Origin of the sequence: Streptomyces sp. NPDC048417 (assembly GCF_040651615.1) — a bacterium.
GTDB lineage: Bacteria > Actinomycetota > Actinomycetes > Streptomycetales > Streptomycetaceae > Streptomyces.
Genome location: NZ_JBEZKI010000006.1, coordinates 115,378 through 135,994, shown reverse-complemented (window position 1 = coordinate 135,994; position 20,617 = coordinate 115,378). Strand labels below are relative to the sequence as shown.

Here is a 20,617-nt window from a genome sequence, read left to right as displayed (position 1 = left end):
CGGCAGACCTTTGTCATGAGAAGGCAAAGGGAAGGTAAGGCGCTCAGGCGGCCAGCAGCCCGCTGCCCAGCCAGTCCTTGCCGCTTCGCACGCCGGGCAGTGCGAAGAAGTAGCCGCCGCCGGTCGGCGAGATGTAGTCGACGAGAGGTTCGTCGATCAGCCGGGTCTGGGTGGCCTCGAACTGGCGCCGGACGTCCTGCTGGTAGCAGCAGAAGACCAGGCCCATGTCGAGGTTGCCGACGCCGTCGACGCCCCGGTCGTAGTTGTAGCCGCGGCGCAGGATGCGGGAGCTGTCGGTCCTGGCGGTGCGCGGGTTGGCGAGCCGGATGTGGGCGTCCAGCGGGATGGCGTTGCCCTGCGGGTCCTTGGCGTAGTTCGGAACGTCGGTCTCCTTCGCGCCGTCCAGCGGGGCGCCGGTGTCCTTGCGGCGGCCGAACATCAGCTCCTGCTCGCTGAGCGAGACCCGGTCCCAGAACTCGACGAGCATCCGGATGATCCGGATGACCTGATAGCTGCCGCCCGCCGTCCAGGCCGGCTCGCCCTGCCCCTCGCCGACCCAGATCAGCCGGTCGGTCTCGCGGGCGGAGTTGACGTCCGGGTTGGCGATGCCGTCCTTGAAGCCGAGCAGGTTGCGCTGGGCGCCGGTGGGACGCGGGGCGTTCTGGAAACCGTCGATCCGCCACTTGATCTGCATGGCACCGCGGGTGTGCTTGGCGATGTCGCGCAGGGCGTGCAGCACGGTGTCCGTGCTGTCGGCGCAGATCTGCAGCGAGAGGTCGCCGTGGCACTCGGCGGGCCTCAGGTTGTCGTTCGGGAAGGTCCGCATCGGCGTCAGCCGGGCCGGCCTGGCCTTCGCCAGGCCGTAGCGGTCGTCGAAGAGGGAGGCGCCGACGCCGACGGTGACGGTCAGCGCGTCGGAGGGGACCTCGGGGCCGAGGATGCCGTTGTCGGCGGGCGGCGCGCCGACGCCGAGGTCGGTGGGGGTGCCGCCGGCGGTGAGGAAGCGCGCCCGCTCGGTGATCGTCCTCAGCAGGTCGGCGAGGTCCTGCCGGGTGTCGGCGATGACGTCCAGGGAGACGAAGGTGGCGGCGGCCGGGGCGGGGGTGAGGATGCCGGCCTGGTGGATGCCGTGGAAGGGGACCTCGGCGGTGCCGCTCGCATCGCTGGTCGCGGCCTCCGCGCTGCCGCCGGCCTGGCCGAGCGCGAAGCCGCCGCCGGCCAGGACCGCGCCCGCGGCGCCGGCGCCCAGCGCCGTCCGCACGAACGAACGGCGGCCGGCGCCCCTCGGGCAGGACGGGGTCTCGGCAGCGGACATCGGAGGGTTCCCTTCATCGTACGAGTGCTGGTGCGGTGCGGTGTTCATCAGGCGGACTTCCTGATCTCCAGGAGGTCCGGCACCGGGGAGAGGTCCTCGAGGAGCTGGCCGGTGGCTCCGCTGATCCGCTGCCGGGTGACGGTGTCGAGCTTCTCCACCGGGGTCCAGCTCGCCCCCTGGTGCTCGGCGTCCAGGAGCTTCTGCAGGCGGGCGATGTCGGCGTCGACGGTCGGCAGCAGCTTGGGCGCACGACTGGTCAGCAGCGGCCTGAGTACGGTGAGCAGCTCGCGGGTGCCGGCCAGGTTGGCGTTCGCGGTGGCGAGGTTGGTGCCGCTGCCCTCGTCGGTGTCGGCGGTCAGCTCGAACTGGAGGGTGTTCTCCAGGATCTCGTGGGCGCGCAGCGGCAGGTCGCCGGGATCGAAGTCCTGGGCGGGGAACGCCTTCCGGAGCCCGGCCGCCGCGTCCGCGAGCGCCTGGGCGGGAGCCTTCAGCTCAGCAGCGGACTGCCCGTGCCACAGCCCGTACTCGACTCGGTGGAACCCGGCGAAGTCCTTGTCGGCCACCCCGCCCGCCAGCCCGTCGGCGCGGCCGTTGATCTTCTGGTCGTAGTCCTCGAAGGTCCCGTAGGCGGCGCCGAGGGAGGCGTAGGTGAGGTGGGCGGTCAGCCAGTCGGTGCGGGCCTGGTCGAGGTGGTTGCCCGTGATGTCGGCGTCGAGCGTGCGGGTCTGGGCGACGAGGGTGGCCAGCCCCTGCTCGACGTACGCCTGGTAGGCCTTCAGGGGCGCCGCGAGGTCCTGCCCGGAGACCGGTACGACCGCCTGGGCGCCGCTTCCGCCGCCGGTGACCGTGACCGACGCGGAGGTGACGGCCCTGCCGCCGGAGGGGACGCAGCGCCAGGCGTAGGTGCCGCCGGCGACGGTGGCGACCAGGGCGCGGGTGGTGCCGGGGGCGAGGCCCTCGACCTCGCCGTAGACCGCGTTGCTGCTCGGGTCGATCAGGTACACCTCGGCGGTCTTGCTGCCGGTGTTCCGCATCTGGAAGGTCTGCCGGCCCGGCTCGGGCGCGGTGAAGCCCTTGCCGCACTCGGTCTCGGAGACGGCGACGGTCTCACCGCCCGTGGACTTGGGCCGGGCGAAGGTGACGACGAGTCCGGCGACCACGGCGGGGACGGCGACCACGGCGACGGGGATCACCCAGCCGGGCCGACGCCACGGGGGCCTGGCCGGCCGAGGCTCCGACTGCGGCTCGGGGACGGGGCTGTCGGCGGCGGGCGTCGGTTCCGGCACGGACTCCGGCTCCGGCCCCTCGGCGGCGGGCGTCATTTCCCGCACGGACTCCGGCTCCGGCCCCTCCGCGGCGGGCGTCATTTCCCGCACGGACTCCGACTCCGGCCCCTCCGCGGCGGGCGTCATTTCCCGCACGGACTCCGACTCCGGCCCCTCCGCGGCGGGCTGCGCCCCGGGCTCGGCGACGGTCGGCCGCGGCGCCGTGGCCTGCACTCCGCGCCCGAACAGCGTCATCACGACGGCGAGATAGCCCGCGTACCCGATCACCTGGAGCCAGGTCATGGCCGGCGTGATGTTGAGGACGCCCTGGAGGAGCGTGCTGTACCAGGAGCCGGCGTCGATGCTGCCGCTCAGGTCGAAGGCGTAGGCCGTCCGGCCCGGAAGCACCCCGCCCTCCTGGAGGTCCCGCAGCCCGTAGCCGAGGACGCCGGCCGCGATCACGATCAGCACGGCCCCGGTGTAGGTGAAGAACCTCGTCAGGTTGATCTTCAGGACGCGGCGGTACAGCCCCCAGCACAGGGCCGCCGCCAGGACCAGGCCGATCCCGGCGCCGGCCAGGGGGCCCACGGACTCGCCGGCCGCCTGGGCGGTGGTCCACAGGAACAGCGCGGTCTCCAGTCCCTCGCGGCCGACGGCGAGGAACGACGTGACGACCAGCACGCCCGAGCCCATGGCCAGGGCGCCGGTCACCTTCTCCTTGATCTCGCCGGAGAGGCTGCGGGCCGAGCGGCGCATCCAGAAGACCATCGCGGTGACGAAGGCGACCGCGATCACGCTGAGGGTTCCGCCGAAGGCCTCCTGCGCGGTCGCGGAGAGGGAGGCGGCGGTGAAGGTGAGGACCGCGCCGAAGCTCATCGCCAGCGCGATCGCGGCCAGGACACCCGTCCAGACCTGTGGCAGCCGGTTCCTGGCGCCGGCCCGCACCAGGGTGGCGACGAGGATCGAGACGATCAGGCCGGCCTCAAGGCCCTCCCTCAGTCCGATCAGGAAACTCGGAAACGCGTCGTCCCACATCCGCCGCAGCCCTCCCCGGCAGGCCCGTCCCCGCCCTGTGGCTCGAACTTAGTGAAGGCATGCCTTACTTCCGCCGACCATGATGACTACACCCATGTAGTCAGTCGGTCATGAACCGGCAATGGTGCGGCAAAAGTCGCGAGCACACCCGAACTCGCGCGCACGGGAACACAGCTCGGCCGACGATCGTCTACATTCCAGTAGACCGTCACCGTGCACGAAAGGGCCGCCACCGGGGTCATGAACCACAAGAGGACCGCGGAGTACGCGGCGAGCGTCGGCCTCGGCGCCTGGGCGGCGTTCGCCGTGCTGGCCCTGGTCGTGGCCGGCCACCACGGCGCCCCGCTCGCCGTGGACCGCTCCCTGCTGGCCTGGTCCCTCGGTCACCGCCCGGACGTGGCGGTGGCCGTGGCCCGGGGGCTCACCGCGACCGGCACCGGGGTCGTGCCGTACGCCCTGGCCGTGCTGGCCGGGCTGCTCGCCGCCCGCACCCCGCGGCAGCGGCCGGCCGCCGCGCTCCTCTGCGTGGCCTGCCTGGCCCTGGGCCAGGCGATCCGGTTCGGCGTGCTGGAGCTGATCGCCCGGGCCCGGCCGCCACAGGCCGACTGGCAGACGCATGCCTCCGGTTGGTCGTTCCCGTCCGGCCACAGCACGACGTCCGCACTGGCCGCCGGGCTGGTGGTGCTCGCGCTGTGGATACGGGCCCCGCGCGGCCGTACGGCGTGGTGCGTGGCCGTCATCTGCTGGGGACTCGCCGTCGGGGCCACCCGGGTGTTCCTCGGTGTGCACTGGTGCACGGACGTGCTCGGCGGCTGGCTGTTCGCGGTCGGCTGGCTCGGGGTCTACCGGTGCGTGGCCGCCCGTTGGATGCCGGATCCGAGGGCCCCGGACGACGTACCGGAGAGTCCGGCGACGGAGAGCGGCGGGAGGACCGGCGGCTGAAGTCGGGGCCGGCGCCACCGAACCCCGCCCGGCGCGGGCCGCCCGGTCACAACGCCCGGCGCCGGACCAGTAGTCCGAGGACCAGCAGGCCCGGCAGCAGCGGCAGCCACACGGTCAGCAGTCGGTAGCCCAGCACGGCGGAGGCGGCCGCGGCGGCAGGGGTTCCGGAGACGGTCAGGGCGAGGGCGAGGGCCGCGTCGAGCGACCCGAGGCCGCCTGGGGTGGGCAGCAGCGCGGCGGCGCCGCTGGCGGCCAGGTAGAGCAGCGCCACCCGGGCCGGGGACAGCGGGAGTTCGACCGCCCGGGCCACCGCGATCAGGACCAGGGCGTGCAGCCCGGCGAAGGCGAGGGAGCCGCCCCACAGCGCGGCCGCGCGGACGGGGCGGGCGTGCAGGGCCCGGATGTCGGCGGCCACCGCGGTCACCGCATCCCGGCAGCGGGCCCACACCCGGACCCGGATCAGGACGACGAGCAGGACGGCCGCGGTGGTCACGGCGAGGAGCGCGGCGACGGACAGGTGCGGGATCCGCAGCAGCCCCGGACAGGCGGGGGCGAGGGCGGCGATCAGGGCCAGGCGGACCACGACACCGGCGGCCGCCTTGACCGCGAGGGCCGACGCACCGCGGCCGGCCGGGAGTCCGCAGCGCATCAGGAAACGCAGGTTCACCGCGCCCGCGCCGAGCCCGGCGGGCAGCAGATGGTTGGCGGCCGAGGCGGCGAACTGCGCCGCGACCAGGCGCCCGCCCGGCAGCCGGCGGACGACCGCGCCCTGCTGGGCGAGGGCTGAGGACGCCCAGGTCCCGACCGCCGCCAGGGCCGCCACGAACAGCCAGCCCTGGTCGGCGACGGCGAGCCGGAGCGCCCCGTGCTCCACGGTCGGCCAGTGCCGGCGGACCAGCCAGCCCGCGCCGGCCAGCAGGGCGAGGCAGAGACCGGTCTGCCAGTAGACGCCCCGGCGGCCCGTGACGGGCGTGGCGTTCACGTTCGGGACCATGGCGGCACCCACCCCTGTTCCCCTAGAGCTCGCAGGACCGTTCTTGGGCTTCAGGGACAAACAGTGACAAATTAACCGCAATTACTCGCGTAGGCCGCGCAGGTACGTCCATACGAACGGCGGCACTACGCGCTGTAAGGTTGTGCCATGGCTGGCACAAGGTCCCGCGGCAGGGCGGAGCGGCGCAGCGCCGGAGAGCTGGAGAGCGAAGTGCTGGCAGCCCTGTGGGCGACCGCACGCCCGTTGACCCCGGCCGAGATCCAGTCCGAGATCGGCGGCGGACTCGCCTACAACACGGTCCACACCATCCTCAAGCGGCTGTACGACAAAGGGCTGGTGCTGCGGGACGCCGACGGGCGGCGCGGTGCCTACCGGCCGGCGAAGAACGCGGCCGAGCTGACCGCCGAGGCCATGCACGAGGCCCTGGACCGAGGGCCCGACCCGATCGCCGCCCTCCAGCAGTTCGTGTCCGGGCTGAGCGCGGAGGAGGAGCGGGCGCTGCGCAATCTGTTCGCCGGGGGCGGGGCATGAGGTTCGACGTCTACACCCCGCTGCTGGTCTCCCTGCTGCTGCCGTCGGTCAGCGCGCTGATCGCCCGCCGGGTGGCCCCGGCCCTGGCAGCGCGCGTGCTGACCGCCGCCGCCGTACTGACCGCCGCCGCGACCACCTGGTCCCTGGTGCTGCTGACCACCGCCCTGCTGGGCGATGCCCCGCCGGTGATCCGGGAGGCCCGCGAGGACGGCCGCCCGCTGACCGACCCGGTGCCCGAGGTGATCGGCGTCGCCGCCTGCCTCACGCTGGCCGTGGTGGTGTGGCGGGTGCAGCGGGCGGTGCGCGCCGAGCGCCGGACCCGGCGGGCACTGCGCCGGCTGTGCGAGGGGCATCCGGGCGACACCGAGCTGGTGGTGGCCGCCTGCGAGGTGCCGCAGGCGTTCGCGATCCCGGGCCGGCCGGGCCGGATCCTGGTCACCTCGGCGATGCTGAGCGCGCTGGCGCCCGCCGAGCGGCGGGTGCTGCTGGCCCATGAGCGGGCCCATCTGACGCACCGGCACGGCCGCCTGGTGACGGCGGCGACCCTGGCGGCGGCCGCCAACCCGCTGCTCGGACCGGTCCGTGCGGCCGTGACCTTCCTGGTGGAGCGGTGGGCGGACGAGCAGGCGGCTACCGAGGTCGGGGACCGCGGGACCACCGCCCGCGCTCTGGCCCGGGCGGCGCTGAGCGCCGGCCGGGCCCGGCCGGCCTGCGCCCTCAACTTCACGGACCGCGCGGTCACCCGCCGGATCGCGGCGCTCCAGACCAGCCCACCGCCCTCCCTGTGGCCGGCCGCCGCGGCCGTACTCGCCCTGGGCGCACTGGCGGCGCTGTTCGCGGCCGACGCGACGGGCGACCTGGTGGGACTGCTTTCCAACGCGCTCACGTGAAGCGCCCCCTTCAGGGGCGCGGGGAACTGCGCGCCCAGCCACGACGACGGCGCGGGCAACCGATCGCAGATCGCGGCACTTCCAACGCAACGCTTATGGAACAGCGCCGTGGGGGTCCGGATGCGTTGCGAAGTGCCGGTGGGTCGTGGCTGGTCGCGCCCGCAGCGGTAGCCGCACATTGGCACAGCCCCGCGCCCCCGACGGGACGCTGAGGCTCAGCTCGGCCGGGTCGGCGCCCGGTGCAGCGGCTGGCCCGGCGTCGGTCCCGGCCTGGCCGGTGGCACCGCGCGCACGGCCGGGCTGTCCGTGCCGACCGTGACCGGCTCCCCGTGGTGGTGGACCGTGAGCGGCGGGCCGTCGAGGAGGGTGTAGGTCGCCTTGTCGGCGCCGATCTCCACGCGCAGGCTGCTGCCCCGCAGTTGCAGGGTGAAGGCCAGCCGGCGCAGTCGCTCCGGCAGCCGGGGTGCGAACCGGGCCCCGTCGTCGTAGTGGCGCATTCCGCCGAAGCCGGCCACCAGCGCCATCCAGGTGCCGGCCAGGGAGGCGATGTGCAGTCCGTCGCGGGTGTTGTGCTCCAGGTCGTCGAGGTCCATCAGCGCGGCCTCGGCGGTGTAGGCGTGGGCCAGCGTCAGATGCCCGGCCTGGGCGGCGACGACGGCCTGGCAGCAGGCGGACAGGGAGGAGTCACGCACCGTCAGCGGCTCGTAGTAGGCGAAGTTGCGGGCGATGTGCTCCTCGTCGAAGAAGGGCTCGCAGGTGTACATCGCCAGCACCAGGTCGGCCTGTTTGACGACCTGTTTGCGGTAGAGGTCGAAGTAGGGGAAGTTCAGCAGCAGCGGGTACTGCTCGGGGCGGGTGTTCGCGAAGTCCCACCGCTGGTAGCGGGTGAATCCGGCGTGCTGTTCGTGGACGCCGAGTTCGTGGTTGTAGGGGACGTGCACGGACTCGGCGGCGTCCCGCCAGGCGGCGCTCTCCTCCGCGTCGACGCCGAGCCGTGCCGCCTGCCGCGGGTGACGTTCGACGGCGTCGGCGGCGGCCAGCAGGTTCGCCCGGGCCATCAGGTTGGTGTACGTGTTGTCGTCGGCGACCGCGCTGTACTCGTCGGGGCCGGTGACGCCGTCGATGTGGAAGGCGCCGCGGCTGTCGTGGTGGCCGAGCGACCGCCACAGCCGGGCGGTCTCCACGAGCAGTTCGACGCCGGTGTCCCGTTCGAAGTCGGTGTCGCCGGTGGCGGCGACATAGCGGACCACCGCGTCGGCGACGTCGGCGTTGACGTGGAAGGCCGCGGTGCCGGCCGGCCAGTACGCCGAGCCCTCCGAGCCCGCGATGGTCCGCCAGGGGAACGCGGCCCCGTCCAGGCCGAGTTGGGTGGCGCGTTCCCGGGCGGCGGGCAGCGTGTTGTAGCGCCAGCGCAGCGCCTCGGCGACGGCGTCGGGGGCGGTGTGGGTGAGGACGGGCAGCACGAACATCTCGGTGTCCCAGAAGGCGTGCCCGTCGTATCCGGAGCCGGTCAGGCCCTTGGCGGGTATCGCGCGCTGTTCGGCGCGGGCCCCGGCCTGGAGCACGTGGAAGAGGGCGAAGCGGACGGCCTGCTGGACCTCCTCGTCACCGTCCACCTCCACGTCGGCGCGGGACCAGTAGTCGTCCAGGTAGCCGCGCTGTTCGTCGGCGAGGCCCTGCCAGCCCTCGTGCGCGGCGGCCGCCAGGGCCGCGTCCACCTGGTCGGCCATGGCGGGCAGCGAGCGCACCCCGGACCAGCCGTGGGCGACGAACTTCTCCACCCGCAGCCGCTCCCCCGGCTCCAGCACGGAGGTGACGGTCAGCCGGGCCACGTCGGTGTCGCTCTCGGCCTGTGTGGTGGTCCGCCCGGGACCGGCGACCGTGTGGTCGGCGGCGACCGCGACCCGCAGGCCGCTGCGCCGGGTGCGGTGCACCAGGCGCAGCCGGCGCCCGGAGGCGAAGTCGTCCTCCTGCTCCAGCGGTGACTCCAGCGCCACCGCGGCGCGCGGGTCGCCGTTCGTCCCGGGCAGCTGCTCGTTGGCGACCAGCTCGGACTGGATCACGATGCGGCAGCGCCGGTCGACGGCCTCGACCTCGTAGGCGACGGCGGCCACCGCCCGCTGGGTCAGCGACACCAGCCGGGTCGAGCGCACCCGAACGGTGGACCCGGCGGGCGAGGTCCACTCGCAGGTCCGCTCCAGCACGCCCCGGCGCAGGTCCAGGACCCGCTCGTGGGTGACCAGCCGGCCGTAGCGCAGGTCGAAGGGCTCGTCGTCGACGAGCAGCCGCAGGATCTTGCCGTTGGTGATGTTGATGACGGTCTGTCCGGACTCCGGATAGCCGTAGCCGGCCTCGGCGTACGGCAGCGGGTGCACCTCGTGCACGCCGTTGAGGTAGCTGCCGGGCAGACCGTGCGGCTCGCCCTCGTCGAGGTTGCCGCGCCAGCCGACATGTCCGTTGGACAGCGCGAACACCGACTCGCTCTGCGCGAGCACGTCGAGGTTGAGGTCGGTCTCGCGGACCGCCCAGGGCTCCACGGCGTACGACCGGTGGGTGATCACTCCTTGCCTCCCAGCTCGGCGAGGTCCTTCACGACGGTGTCCGCGCCGTGTGCGTACAGGGCGTCGGTCTGCCCGACGCGGTCCACGCCGACGACGTACCCGAATCGGCCGGCGCGACCCGCGTCCATGCCGGCGAGGGCGTCCTCGAAGACGGCGGCGTGGGCGGCCTCGACGTCGAGGTCGTGGGCGGCGGCCAGGAAGGTGTCCGGGTGCGGTTTGCCGGGCAGATGGCGCTCGGCGGCCACCACCCCGTCGATGCGGACGTCGAAGAAGTGCTCGGCGCCGATCGAGCGCAGCACGTCACGGCAGTTGGCGCTGGAGGAGACGATCGCGGTGCGCAGCCCCTGCGCGCGGACCGCCTCCAGATAGCGCAGGGTGCCGTCGTAGGCCTCGACGCCGTCGGTGCGGATCTTCGCCAGGAGCAGTTCGTTCTTGCGGTTGCCGAGGCCGTGCACGGTGGCGGCGTCCGGCGGGTCGTCCGGGGTGCCCTCGGGCAGGTGGATGCCACGGGAGTCGAGGAAGGCGCGGACCCCGTCGGCGCGGGGGCGTCCGTCGACGTACTCGTCGTAGTCGGCGACCGCGTCGAAGGGCCGCTGGCCGTCGTAGCCGCGCAGGAACGCGTCGAAGGTCTCCTTCCAGGCCGCCGCGTGCACGACGGCGGTCTTGGTGACGACCCCGTCGAGGTCGAAGAGACAGGCCTGGATGGTGTCGGGCAGACCGAGTGCTGTCATGTCCGGCATCTTCCCCACCGGACGGCTTCCAGGGGGTGGTACACACCACATCCCGGGCCCGGTGTCACACTTTTTGCGTGCCGCTGACTTTCGACGACCTCCTCGACCGGGCCCGTTCACTCACCGGACGGGGTCCGCGCGCGATCCTGGGCATCGCGGGCAGCCCGGGCGCCGGCAAGTCCACGCTCGCCGAGCATCTGGTGCGCGCGTTGAACGGCGCCGGCGAGCCGTGGGTGGCGCAGGTGCCCATGGACGGCTTCCATCTGGCCGACGTCGAACTGGACCGGCTGGGCCTGCGGGACCGCAAGGGCGCGCCCGCGACCTTCGACGCGGCCGGGTACGCCGCGCTGCTGCGGCGGCTGCGCGAGGACACCGGCGAGGTGGTGTACGCGCCGGGCTTCGAGCGGGTCCTCGAACAGCCGCTGGCGGGCGCGATCCCGGTGCCGCCGACGGCCCGGCTGGTGGTGACGGAGGGCAACTACCTGCTGCTGGCCGAGGGCTCGTGGGCGCGGGTGCGGACGGCCCTGGACGAGGTGTGGTTCTGCGAGATCGACGAGGCCGAGCGGATACGGCGGCTGGTCGCCCGGCACGAGGAGTTCGGCAAGGGGCACGAGCAGGCGGTGGCCTGGGTGGCGGGCACCGACCAGCGCAACGCCGACCTGGTCGCGGCGACCCGGGACCGGGCGGACCTGGTGGTGCCGGAGACGGCGCTGCCCGCGCCGTACGACGCGGGCAGCCGCTGAACCAGCGGGCGGTGACGGCGAGTTCGGGCACTCCGTGGGCGTCATCGGGCCCGATGACGGCCGTGAACGCCTCGGTGCGCACCGTCAGATCGCCCTCGAACGACGCCATGAGGTCACCGCCGGGTCCGTACCGTACGGCGAACACATGCAGGTTGCGGTCCGCCCGTGCCGTTGCTGGACGATGTGGGGGCGCGAGGGCGGGCAGAAGGCGGCCCGGTGGAAGCCGATGCCCAACAGGTCGCCGTTGAGGACCATCGCCACGACCGGCGCCATGCCCGGCTTCAGGGGCACGGACAGGAGCACGGAAGGTGAGCAGGTCGGAGTCGGTGAAGGACAGGTACAGCGAGTCGAGCCTCGGGTAGACGGTCAGCCCGAACAGGCCGATGAACCAGGGGGCCAGGAAAGACGTACGGCCACCACCCGCCGCCTCGCTTTCACGCGAGGCGGCATCGCGTGCGGTCGCGCTCCCGCTGGTCGGACGGGGTCGCCGGAACCGGCGGCTCCGTCACGACCTCGTCGGGCCACGCGGTGATCGTACTCGTGTCTCCCTGGCTCTCTCCCGATGATTCCCTGTGCCGGCGCCTACTGCGCCAGGATGCTCGACGCCTGGTCGAAGAACTCGCTCAGCTGGGACTTGATGGTCTTCTTGCCGAAGGCGATGGCGAGGTTGGACTGGAACAGCAGGTCCCAGATCTGGTCGGCGCCCTGCGGCGGCGGCTGCGGGGCATCGAGCACGTCGGTGGCCTTGGCGACGCGGTTGGAGATGTAGTCGGCCATCGCCATGTTGCGCTTGTCGGTGTCGGCCAGACCCGCCTTGATGAGGTTGCGGGCCTTGCTGGTCGGCGGGATGCCGCGCTGCAGCTGCATGTCCTTGATCGCCGTCGTGTCCTGGGCGAAGAACGACATGATCTTCACCGAGTCGGCGACCGTCTCGCTGGCCTTGGTGGCGCTCAGCAGGACACCGCCGTTGACGAAGTTGCCCTCACGGGCGCCGGACCAGTCGCCCTGCGGAGTGGGCAGGAAGTCGAGGGTGGCGCTGGTGATCGAGCCGCCGGCGCCGTAGACACCGCTGTCGAAGGTGAAAAGCGCCTTGCCTATGACGACCGCGTTCTTGGTGAGGTCGTTGTGAGCGGGGGCGGTGATGGCGGCGGGCGGGCACGCGTTGGACTTGCGCATGTCCTCCCAGTACTCCCACCACTCCTGGAGGACGTCCGAGGTGAAGCCGAGCTTCTTGCCGTCCGCGGAGAGGAGCTGGCTGCCCTTCTCGCGGACGAAGATCTCGAAGGCCTGGAGGGTGCTGCCGCCGCCGTCGTCGGTGCCGTAGACCTTGCCGCCGCTCTTCTTGTGGACGTCGGCGGAGATGCTCTTCAGGTCGGCCCAGCTCCACTCGGGGTCCGGGTAGGTCAGGCCGAGCTTCTCCAGGCCGCTGCGGTTGACGGTGAGCTGGTTGACACCGATGCCGGACGGCACGCCGTAGAGCTTGCCGTCGACGGTGCCGGCGGCCAGCAGCGTCTTGGAGAAGCCGGTGAGGTCGAGGTCCTTGCCGACGTAGGAGTCGATCGGGGCGAGGACTCCCTTGCGGGCGTACTGGGCGACCAGCGTGGTGTCCATCTGGAGCAGGTCGGGGGCGCTGCCGCCGGCGACCAGGGCGTTGAACTTGTCGAAGTACCCGTCGTAACCGGAGTACGTCTCCTGGATCTTGATGTCCGCGTTCTGCTTCTGGAAGTAGGCCAGGGACTTCTTGTACGCGGCGTGGCGCTCGTCGCTGCCCCACCAGGTCATGGTCAGCTCGCCGCCGCTGCTGCTGTCGGCGGCGGTACCGCCGCAGGCGGTCAGCGACGTGCCGAGTGCGCCGACGACGGCGATCCCGCTCGCGGTGCGGAAGAGGGTTCTGCGCGAGATCTGATGACCCAACGGGTCCTCCCTGAAGGTGCGTGACGGATCCCCCGGCCGAGCATTATGCGGCGCGGGTGCCGTGTGTTCGAAACGTCGCTTCCCGGGTGACGGCCTCGCCCGGCCGTACCGCCCTTCTCGGGTGGGGACCCGGCCTCGGTGACTGCCGCCCGCGAGCACGCCCTCGGACTGCGGTACGTCCACGTACGGCCGGGACGCACACCCCAAGCCGACGTCCCGGCCGACTTGGAAAGCGTTTGTCCGGACGTTGACAGACCGAGTCGGAGGCCGTCAATCCTTCAACTGCGCGCCTGCGGTCACGGTTTGGACTCCCTTGGCCACGGCGAGCCGGGCGGCAGCCACGACTTTCGATGACCTCCTCGACCGCACCCGCTCCCTCGGGAGTCGAACGGCGCCGGTGAGCCGTGGGCGGCTCAGGTGCCCATGGACGGCTTCCCTCCGGCCGACGTCACGGATCTGGTGGTGCCGGAGACGGCGCTGCCCGCGCCGTACGACGCGGGCAGCCGCTGAACTAGCAGGCGGTGAGGGCGAGTTCGGGCACTCCGTGGGCGGGCGGGGGGGCGGGGGCGGGTCCACACCGACCGACTGCCACAGCGTCGAGGAGTAGTAGAACGCGATCATCGGGCCCGATGACGGCCGTGAACGCCTCGGTGCGCACCGTCAGATCGCCCTCGAACGAGGCCACGAGGTCACCGCCGGGTCCGTACCGTACGGCGAACACGTGCAGGTTCTCCGGTGCGCCCGGTGCCGGTTGGGCCTCGTAGGCGCTGGAGGTGACCAGGTGGCGCCAGCCCTCGTCCGGGTTGCCGTAGCCGCGCGGGTCGACGGCGAGTGCGAACGCGGCCTGCTCCTGGGTGAGTTCGGCACGGGCGTCGAAGTGGTCTGCGCCCTGCTGTGCGGGGTGGGTGAGGCGCAGCGCCCCCGCGGCGGCGATCTCGCCCTCGGCGACGCGGCGCACCCGGTCGCCGTCGTCCGCCGCGTACGGCAGCCCGGCCAGCAGGTACGGCGTTCCCTCGAGGCGCTCCAGGGCCACCGTCACCCACAGCCGGGTGCCGTCCGTGACGTACAGGGAGCGCAGGTGGCGCAGCACGTGGTCGCGGCCCACGACCGGCTTGCTGACCAGCTTGGCGGTCAGGCCGTCGGCGTGCAGGTCCCGCACCCGGACCTCGCCCATCGGCCGGCAGTACAGGAAGCCGTCCAGGACCGGGCCGAAGCCGTGCTGCCGGTTCACCGCCGCCGGGAGGTGGTAGGTGCCGGCCGCCTCGATCAGCGCCGGGGTCATCCGGTGGTCGAAGGCCACCGAGACGGTGCCCGCGCGGAGTTGGTGACGGGCCGGGACGGTCGAGGGGGTGCGGTGCCAGGGTGTGGTGTCCTGGGTCTGCCAGACCAGCATCCAGGCGAAGTGCCCGTCGACACCGCCGTCCGCCTTGACCGCGTGCCGGCCCCAGTTGGTGTCGCCCCGGTAGCGGCCGAGGTCGGAGCCGATCCGGGCGCCGAAGTAACGCAGCCCCAGGACGGACTCGAAGCCGGAGTGCTGTTCGCTGTAACGGGGGCCACCGTTGTCGAAGCCGCCGCCCGGCAGGCGGGCGTCGAGGTAGCGGGCGAGCGCGTCGCCGTCCTCCGCGAACATCGGCTCGCCGCTGATCCGGTGGGCCTGGGCGAGGAAGGACAGGGAGATCGGGCCGTAGTTGTTGTCGTAGGCGCCGCCGTGCTCGGGGGGCAGCAGGGCACCCCGGTCCAGGACGCGGTGGGCGCGGATCTCGTCGGCGTACAGGGTCAGCGCCCGCCTGCGGACCTGCTCGCCTTCCCCGGCGGGAAGGTGGCGGGCCAGCATCAGCCCGCCGACCACGCAGCCGATCGCCTGGTTGCCGGCCTCCTGCGGGTTGAAGAAGGTGGCCTCGGTCAGCCAGCGCCAGTAGCCGCGGCCCACCTCGGTCAGCGCGGTGCGCTGTTCGTCGTCGACCAGGCCGTCCGCGAGGTCGAGGACGTTGACGGCCTGGAGCAGCGCCCACACCGTGCTGGGCCAGTCCCCGATCGGGTGCGCGCCCGGCGCCAGCACGTAACGGGCGTACGGGAGACCGGAGTCGCGGACCGTCAGGTTCGGGTAGCCGGGGTTGTCCTCGGTGTAGACGCGCTCGCGCAGGTGGAAGGCGAGGCTGCGGTGCACGGCCTCCGGCAGCCGCGGGTCCTTGGCGCGCTGCCAGGCGAGGGCCAGCAGCGAGGTGACGCCGAGGGAGGTGTCGCCGATGTCGTCGTCGGCGTCGGGGTGTTCGAGGTTGCCCTCGGGCGTGAGGCGGGCCAGGGCCTGCTCCGCGACGCCGGCGAGGACCGCGTCGTACGCCTCGGGGGTGGACGGCAGGTCGTGCAGCGGGCCGAGCTGGCGTGGCAGGTGCATGGGTGGATCAGCCCTTCATGCCGGAGGTGGCCATGGTGTGGTTCCTGTCGGGGTCAGACGACAGGCGAGCGACGGCGGGCGCGCAGTGCGACGGTCAGTGTGTGAGGGCCGTGGCCGCCGATGTAGACGCGGTTCCCGGTCGTCGCGTCGGTGCCGCCCACCACGGTGTGGTCCTGACCCGGGTCGTACCGTAGTACGTCGCTCCGGTCCGGCCCGGCGAGCGGTTCGCCTGCCTCGACGTGGACCTCGATCCGGATCTCGTCGGCACCGACCCGGTAGGTCATCGGCCCGGTCGTCAGGCCCCACTGGCCGTCGCCGATCGGTACGGCGCCCTCTGGCACGCCGCCCGGCCGGAAGGTCAGTTCGAGGGCCCAGGGGACGCTTGGTCCGCTGATGTCGATCCGCAGGTCGGCACCGTCCTCCCGCAGATCCGCTGCGACGCGGGTCGTGTGGGAGACCTCGTCCCGAGGCCGGTCCGGGAAGGCCATCGCGGCCGAGAAGCGTCCTTCGTCCGCCATGCGGTAGGCGCCGTCGTCCCGTCGCCGGTCCGGCGGGAGCGGCTGGTAGTAGGCGGCCGTCAGGGTTTCGGTGAGCCGGTACTGGTGGTCGGCCGGCTGTTCCATGCCGGCGGCGCGGAACGGGCCCAGGTCGAAGAATCCCCGGGAGAGGCGGACCGCGTCGAGGACGGCGTCGCCGGCGAACAGCCGCAGGAAGGTGGGATTGCACGCGAGGCCCGAGCGGATGCGCCGGTGTTCGGGCACGTCCGAGCCGCCGTACAGGACGCTGTGCGCGGTGGCGGAGGCACGTGAGGCGAGGCGCGCCGTCGTGATGTACCGGTCGCGGGGAAGGGGTTCCGGCGCCGGTGCCGGCAGCGCGCGGCACAGGTCGGGGGTGAGGATGGTCTCGGCGAGCAGGTGGGGGTCGTCGATGCCGCCGGCGGCAGCCAGCCGCGCCGCCCGGCTGAAGTCGCCCCGGCCGGTGCGGATCGCGAGCAGCCGGTAGTGCGGCAGGTAGGGCGCCAGCGGGAAGGGATGGTTCTGGTCCTGCCGCCGCGAGTGGACGGTCTCCACCGTGCCGTCCGGTCTGATGAGGTCCAGGGTCGCGGTGAGGTTGCGTTCGACGGCGTCCCGCAGGTCGGTGCGGCCGAGGACGTCGGCCAGCAGCAGCAGCGACGGGTTGGACACGTGGGTCGCGTAGTTGGCGCTCCGCTCCGAGTACAGGCCCTCCGCGTCGATGTCGACGCCCTCGGCGAGCCACGCGTCGACACGGTCGAGCAGCCGGCCGTCCGGGAATGACCGGTGCAGTCGGGCCAGCGCCGCGCACAGCTCCCAGCGGTGGTTCGGGGTGTGCACCCCACCGGTCAGGAGAGGGCCGGAGGCGGCGTCGGCGATCTCGGCGAGCGCGGCCGTGACGTCGCCCAGTTCCGGCCCCGCGCCCGCGGCGAGGAGGTGCGCGTCGCACACGTCGTTGACGGTGAACGCGGAGTCGGGCGGTGACTGCACGTTGTCGCCGCCGGCGAAGAGGCCGGTGGCGGTCTGCGCGGCCCGCAGGGCGCCCAGGTGGGTCATCGCGGCGACGATGACCTGCCCGCTGCCGTGCAGTGCCGAGACCGGGGAACGGTACGCCGCGACCAGCGTCTTCACCCGGCGGGCCAGAACGCGGTGGGCCACACCGGCGGGTTCCTCGTCGGGGCCGGCCGCCAGCGGGGCGGCCAGCCGGTCGGCGGCGCCGGCCACCGCGCGGACGAACTCGTGGTCGAGCGGGGTGGGCACGGTCAGTCCTTCAGTCCGGCGTTGATGTCGGCGCCCATGACGTAGCGCTGGAAGACCAGGAAGATGACGATCAGCGGGATCATGGAGATGACCGATGCGCCGAGCAGGACCGACCAGTTGATGTTCTGCGCGCCGACGATGCTCTGGATGCCGATCTGCACGGTGAACTTGTTGGGGTCGTTCAGCATCAGCAGCGGCCAGATGTAGTCGTTCCACCGCCACTGGAAGGACAGGATGGCGAGGGTCAGCATGATGGGCCGGGAGAGCGGCACCATGATCCGCAGGAAGATCGCCAGTTCGCGGGCGCCGTCGATGCGTGCGGCTTCCACGAGTTCGTCGGGGACCGTGATGAAGAACTGGCGGAACATGAAGCATCCGGTCGCGGTGAGCACGGCCGGGAGGATGATGCCGGCGAACGAGTTGTAGAGGCCGAGGTTGCGGACCACCAGGAACTCGGGGGCGAGCATGACCTCGCCCGGCAGCATCGTGGTGGCCAGGATGCAGATGAAGAACGCCTTGAGCCATCTGTTGTCGTACTTGGCCAGCGCGTACCCGGTGCAGCAGCTGACGCCCACCGTGAGGATCGTCGTGATCACGCACACGAGGGTCGTGTTGATGAAGTACTGCGAGAAGTTGGCACTGCGCCACGCCTGGAAGTAACCCGACAGGGTGGGGTGGTGCGGAACCAGCGTCAGCGGATAGGAGAACAGGTCCCCGGCCGGCTTGAGGGAGCTGAGGATGAACCACAGCACCGGCAGCCCGTAGAGGCACGCCATGACCCACAGCAGTGTCGTCGCGGGTACCGCCCGCCGGAGCCCGCCACTGCTCGCACCGCGGGACCGCTTTCTGGAAACGGCCCGTCCGGGACCGGCGTCGACCGGGCGTGGCGTGTCTGTTGTTGTCATCGGTTCTCCACCCGCCGGTTGACGATCAGCTGGATGATCGCGACGGCCATCAGGATGAGCATGAGCACGAACGACGCGGCGCTCGCGTAGCCGATCTGGCCCCGTTGGAAGCCGGTCTGATAGATGTACTGGACAAGCAGGTTGTTCGACGTTCCGGGTCCGCCGTTGTTGAGGGAGACGAACACCGGGTATTCCTTCATCGCGTTGATCGTGTTGAGCAGGATCACGATGAACGAGGTGGGTGCGATGCTCGGCAGCGTGATGCTGATGAACTGGCGCCAGGGGCCGGCGCCGTCGAGCGAGGCCGCCTCGTAGTACGACACCGGTACGTTCTTGATCGCCGCGATGAAGAGCAGCATCGAGAAGCCCGTCCAGGCCCAGGACGCCGCGAACACCACCACCAGCAGCGACAGGTCCGCGTTCGACTGCCACGGGACGGCGGACCCGCCGAGCTTCTCGATGACGTAGTTGACCAGTCCGAAGTTCTCACCGAACAGCCACCGCCACAGGACACCCACGACGATGGGCGACAGCAGCCACGGGATGAAGAAGATGACACGGGCGACGGACGCGCCCTTGGCGTGCTTGCTCACCAGCAGGTTGGCGGCGAGCAGTGAGAGCGCGAAGTTCAGCGGAACGAAGAGGACGGCGTACAGCAGCGTCCGGGTCAGCGCGTCGTAGAAGGCGGAGTCCCCGAACAGGTTGTGGTAGTTGTCCAGTCCGATGAACTGGAACGCCCCCACACCGGTGTAGTTCGTGAAGGAGTAGACGAGCCCGATCACCGCCGGCCACGCGAAGAACAGCGCGAAGAGCACGACATTGGCCGCGATGAGGACGAGCGGCGCGAGGGTGTAGGTACTGCGTCTCCTGGGCGGCCTCACGGACACTGCCGCGGCACTTTTTGTCATCTTCCTGACTTCCGTGCTGGTGGAATGGATTGCTGTGGGCTCACGCCATGAGCCCGGCATCACGTGGGCGCCAGGGCCGGGCGGCGGTGTCTGGACCCCGCCGCCCGGCCCTGTGGCCTACGATCAGCCGCCGACCTGCTGGTTGTAGCCGTCCACGATGTTCTGCAGGGCCTTGTCGGCCGACTGCTGGCCGTTGATCGCCTTGCCGAGCTCCGTCTTGGTCGGGTCGGTGGCGAGGCTCTTGCCCTTCAGCACCCAGTTCGTCTGCGCGCCGTTGAAGTAACCCGAGATCGGGGCGTAGAGCGGGATCTCCTCGTTGTACAGCTTGAACGCCGACTGCGCCGCCTCGGAGGTGAAGGGGTACTTCGGGTTCAGACCACTCTCGACCGGGAGGAACCCGGAGGTCTCGACCAGCTCGGTGTACTGCTTCGGCTCGTACACCCAGGACAGGAACTTCTGGGCGGCGGTGGCCGCGGCGCCGTTGTTGTTGAAGCCCACCATCATGCCGCCGCTGTTGACGTCACTGGCCTGGACCGGCTGGGCGGGAGTCGGGACGCTCGCCCAGTCGAACTTCTTGATGCTGTCGGCGAAGGAGGCGACCTGCCACACGCCGGACCAGTAGGCGACCACGTCACCGCTCTGGAACATGGCCGACGGGTCGGCGCCGCTGGTCCACACCGACTTCGGCATGGTCTTGTCGTCGTTCAGTCCGACGAAGTACTTCACGGCCTTCTTGGTCGCGGCGTCCACCGAGAACTTGCCGGAGGAGTCCGCGTGGACGTACTGCCCGCCCATCTCGTACACCATGGCGCGGAGCCGGGACGGCGACTGGTCGAACGTGAGGGAGTACTTGGCGCCGGTCTTCTCCCGGACCTTGTTCGCCGCCGCGATGAACTCGGTCCAGGTCCAGGTCTTCTGGGGCGAGGTCGGGACGGCGACGCCGGCCTTCTTGAACAGCGTCTTGTTGATGAACAGGCCGGACGCGGTGACGTCCGAGGGGATGGCCAGCACCTTGCCGGACGAGTCCTTGGCGAGGAAGTTGGCGTTGATGTTGTAGCTCTTGTCGTTGGCGATGGAGCTGAGGTCGATGAGCTTGTTCGACCAGATCGGGTCAAGGGCCGGCACGTCGGCAACATCCGGCAGCGAGTTCGCCTGCGCGGCGTTGTGCAGCTTCGTCGGGTACCCGTCGTAGGGGATGTTGACGAGCTTGACGCTGACGCCGGTCTCCTTCTTGTACTGCGCCACCAGCTTCTTCCAGCCCGCGTCCTGCCCCGGGACCGTGGAGATCCAGAACGTCAGCGACTTGGAGCTCCCGCCCGAGCCGGATCCCGACCCGCAGGCGGAGAGCAGCAGGACTCCTGCCGTGGCCACGGCAGCGAGAGGAACCAGGCGGCGCATGCCGCCGCGGCCGAGTCGGCGAGAGCGCCGCACACCCACAGTGGTCATCTTCGATCCCATTTCGTCGTACGGACGGAGCACGGCGCCGGCTGAGGCGGCACGGGTGCATTTTGAAGGAAAAGTCGCTTTCCGGGGGGCGCGGCCTCGCCCGGCCGCATCGTCCACGCGGGGCGAGATCCCCGGCCGTCCTGGCCGTCACCGCACGGGCACGCCCTCGTGCGGTTGCCGTACGTCGTGTACGGGCTGGGAGGCTCACCCCAAGCCGGCGTCCCGGCCGACTTAGAAAGCGCTTGTCCGGACATTGGCAGACCGATAAGG

Annotated in this window: 16 protein-coding genes; 4 read left to right on the top strand and 12 right to left on the bottom strand. The window is 71.7% G+C overall.

All coding sequences use genetic code 11. The annotated features are described in order from the left end of the window. Nucleotides 1–43: 43 nt before the first annotated feature. Nucleotides 44–1,315: an iron uptake transporter deferrochelatase/peroxidase subunit gene (efeB, locus tag AB0D59_RS11635; RefSeq protein WP_362563827.1), complete on the bottom strand. Its 1,272-nt coding sequence runs from the start codon at nt 1,313–1,315 to the stop codon at nt 44–46. 47 nt (nt 1,316–1,362) lie between these two features. After that, nucleotides 1,363–3,615, bottom strand: a complete 2,253-nt coding sequence (efeU, locus tag AB0D59_RS11630; RefSeq protein ID WP_362563825.1) for an iron uptake transporter permease EfeU — start codon at nt 3,613–3,615, stop codon at nt 1,363–1,365. Between the two features lie 240 nt (nt 3,616–3,855). On the opposite strand from efeU, the gene AB0D59_RS11625 reads away from it, so the two are divergent. Then, a complete protein-coding gene (locus AB0D59_RS11625; protein ID WP_362564167.1) occupies nt 3,856–4,557 on the top strand; it encodes a phosphatase PAP2 family protein in 702 nt (233 codons plus the stop codon). Between the two features lie 46 nt (nt 4,558–4,603). Here the strand turns inward: AB0D59_RS11625 and AB0D59_RS11620 are convergent, their stop codons facing one another. Then, nucleotides 4,604–5,551 carry a lysylphosphatidylglycerol synthase domain-containing protein gene (locus tag AB0D59_RS11620; protein ID WP_362563823.1) on the bottom strand — a complete coding sequence of 316 codons (948 nt, stop codon included), beginning with the start codon at nt 5,549–5,551 and terminating at the stop codon, nt 4,604–4,606. A 147-nt stretch (nt 5,552–5,698) separates the two neighbouring features. Between AB0D59_RS11620 and AB0D59_RS11615 the strand changes: the two genes are divergently transcribed. After that, on the top strand, nt 5,699–6,082 hold the full coding sequence (locus AB0D59_RS11615) for a BlaI/MecI/CopY family transcriptional regulator (protein WP_362563821.1): 384 nt from the start codon (nt 5,699–5,701) through the stop codon (nt 6,080–6,082). Beyond that, nucleotides 6,079–6,972: a M56 family metallopeptidase gene (locus tag AB0D59_RS11610; RefSeq protein WP_362563819.1), complete on the top strand. Its 894-nt coding sequence runs from the start codon at nt 6,079–6,081 to the stop codon at nt 6,970–6,972. Before AB0D59_RS11615 ends, AB0D59_RS11610 begins: the two co-directional genes overlap by 4 nt. 215 nt (nt 6,973–7,187) lie before the next feature. Here the strand turns inward: AB0D59_RS11610 and AB0D59_RS11605 are convergent, their stop codons facing one another. Both AB0D59_RS11605 and AB0D59_RS11600 read right to left on the bottom strand, forming a co-directional pair. Further along, nucleotides 7,188–9,533: a glycosyl hydrolase family 65 protein gene (locus tag AB0D59_RS11605; protein WP_362563817.1), complete on the bottom strand. Its 2,346-nt coding sequence runs from the start codon at nt 9,531–9,533 to the stop codon at nt 7,188–7,190. Then, the gene (locus tag AB0D59_RS11600; protein WP_362563814.1) at nt 9,530–10,264 is read right to left on the bottom strand and encodes a beta-phosphoglucomutase family hydrolase; all 735 of its coding nucleotides are present in this window, start codon (nt 10,262–10,264) and stop codon (nt 9,530–9,532) included. Before AB0D59_RS11600 ends, AB0D59_RS11605 begins: the two co-directional genes overlap by 4 nt. 77 nt (nt 10,265–10,341) lie before the next feature. Between AB0D59_RS11600 and AB0D59_RS11595 the strand changes: the two genes are divergently transcribed. Continuing rightward, entirely contained in the window at nt 10,342–11,007 is a 666-nt protein-coding gene (locus AB0D59_RS11595) for a nucleoside/nucleotide kinase family protein (RefSeq protein WP_362563813.1), read from the top strand. An 84-nt stretch (nt 11,008–11,091) separates the two neighbouring features. Here the strand turns inward: AB0D59_RS11595 and AB0D59_RS11590 are convergent, their stop codons facing one another. The 7 genes from AB0D59_RS11590 to AB0D59_RS11560 form a co-directional block, all read right to left on the bottom strand. Continuing rightward, nucleotides 11,092–11,298 (bottom strand): hypothetical protein, encoded by a 207-nt coding sequence (locus AB0D59_RS11590; protein ID WP_362563810.1) that lies wholly within the window; start codon nt 11,296–11,298, stop codon nt 11,092–11,094. A 291-nt stretch (nt 11,299–11,589) separates the two neighbouring features. Then, nucleotides 11,590–12,921, bottom strand: coding sequence for an extracellular solute-binding protein (locus AB0D59_RS11585; RefSeq protein ID WP_362563808.1), 1,332 nt, complete (start codon nt 12,919–12,921; stop codon nt 11,590–11,592). Between the two features lie 511 nt (nt 12,922–13,432). Further along, nucleotides 13,433–15,316 (bottom strand): hypothetical protein, encoded by a 1,884-nt coding sequence (locus AB0D59_RS11580; RefSeq protein WP_362563805.1) that lies wholly within the window; start codon nt 15,314–15,316, stop codon nt 13,433–13,435. 53 nt (nt 15,317–15,369) lie between these two features. Continuing rightward, entirely contained in the window at nt 15,370–17,088 is a 1,719-nt protein-coding gene (locus tag AB0D59_RS11575) for a hypothetical protein (protein WP_362563803.1), read from the bottom strand. 2 nt (nt 17,089–17,090) lie between these two features. Continuing rightward, complete coding sequence (locus AB0D59_RS11570; RefSeq protein WP_362563800.1) at nt 17,091–17,993, bottom strand: carbohydrate ABC transporter permease; 903 nt, start codon at nt 17,991–17,993, stop codon at nt 17,091–17,093. Further along, nucleotides 17,990–18,901, bottom strand: coding sequence for a sugar ABC transporter permease (locus AB0D59_RS11565; protein WP_362563798.1), 912 nt, complete (start codon nt 18,899–18,901; stop codon nt 17,990–17,992). Before AB0D59_RS11565 ends, AB0D59_RS11570 begins: the two co-directional genes overlap by 4 nt. A gap of 123 nt (nt 18,902–19,024) precedes the next feature. After that, nucleotides 19,025–20,347 carry an extracellular solute-binding protein gene (locus AB0D59_RS11560; protein WP_362563795.1) on the bottom strand — a complete coding sequence of 441 codons (1,323 nt, stop codon included), beginning with the start codon at nt 20,345–20,347 and terminating at the stop codon, nt 19,025–19,027. Nucleotides 20,348–20,617: the final 270 nt, after the last annotated feature.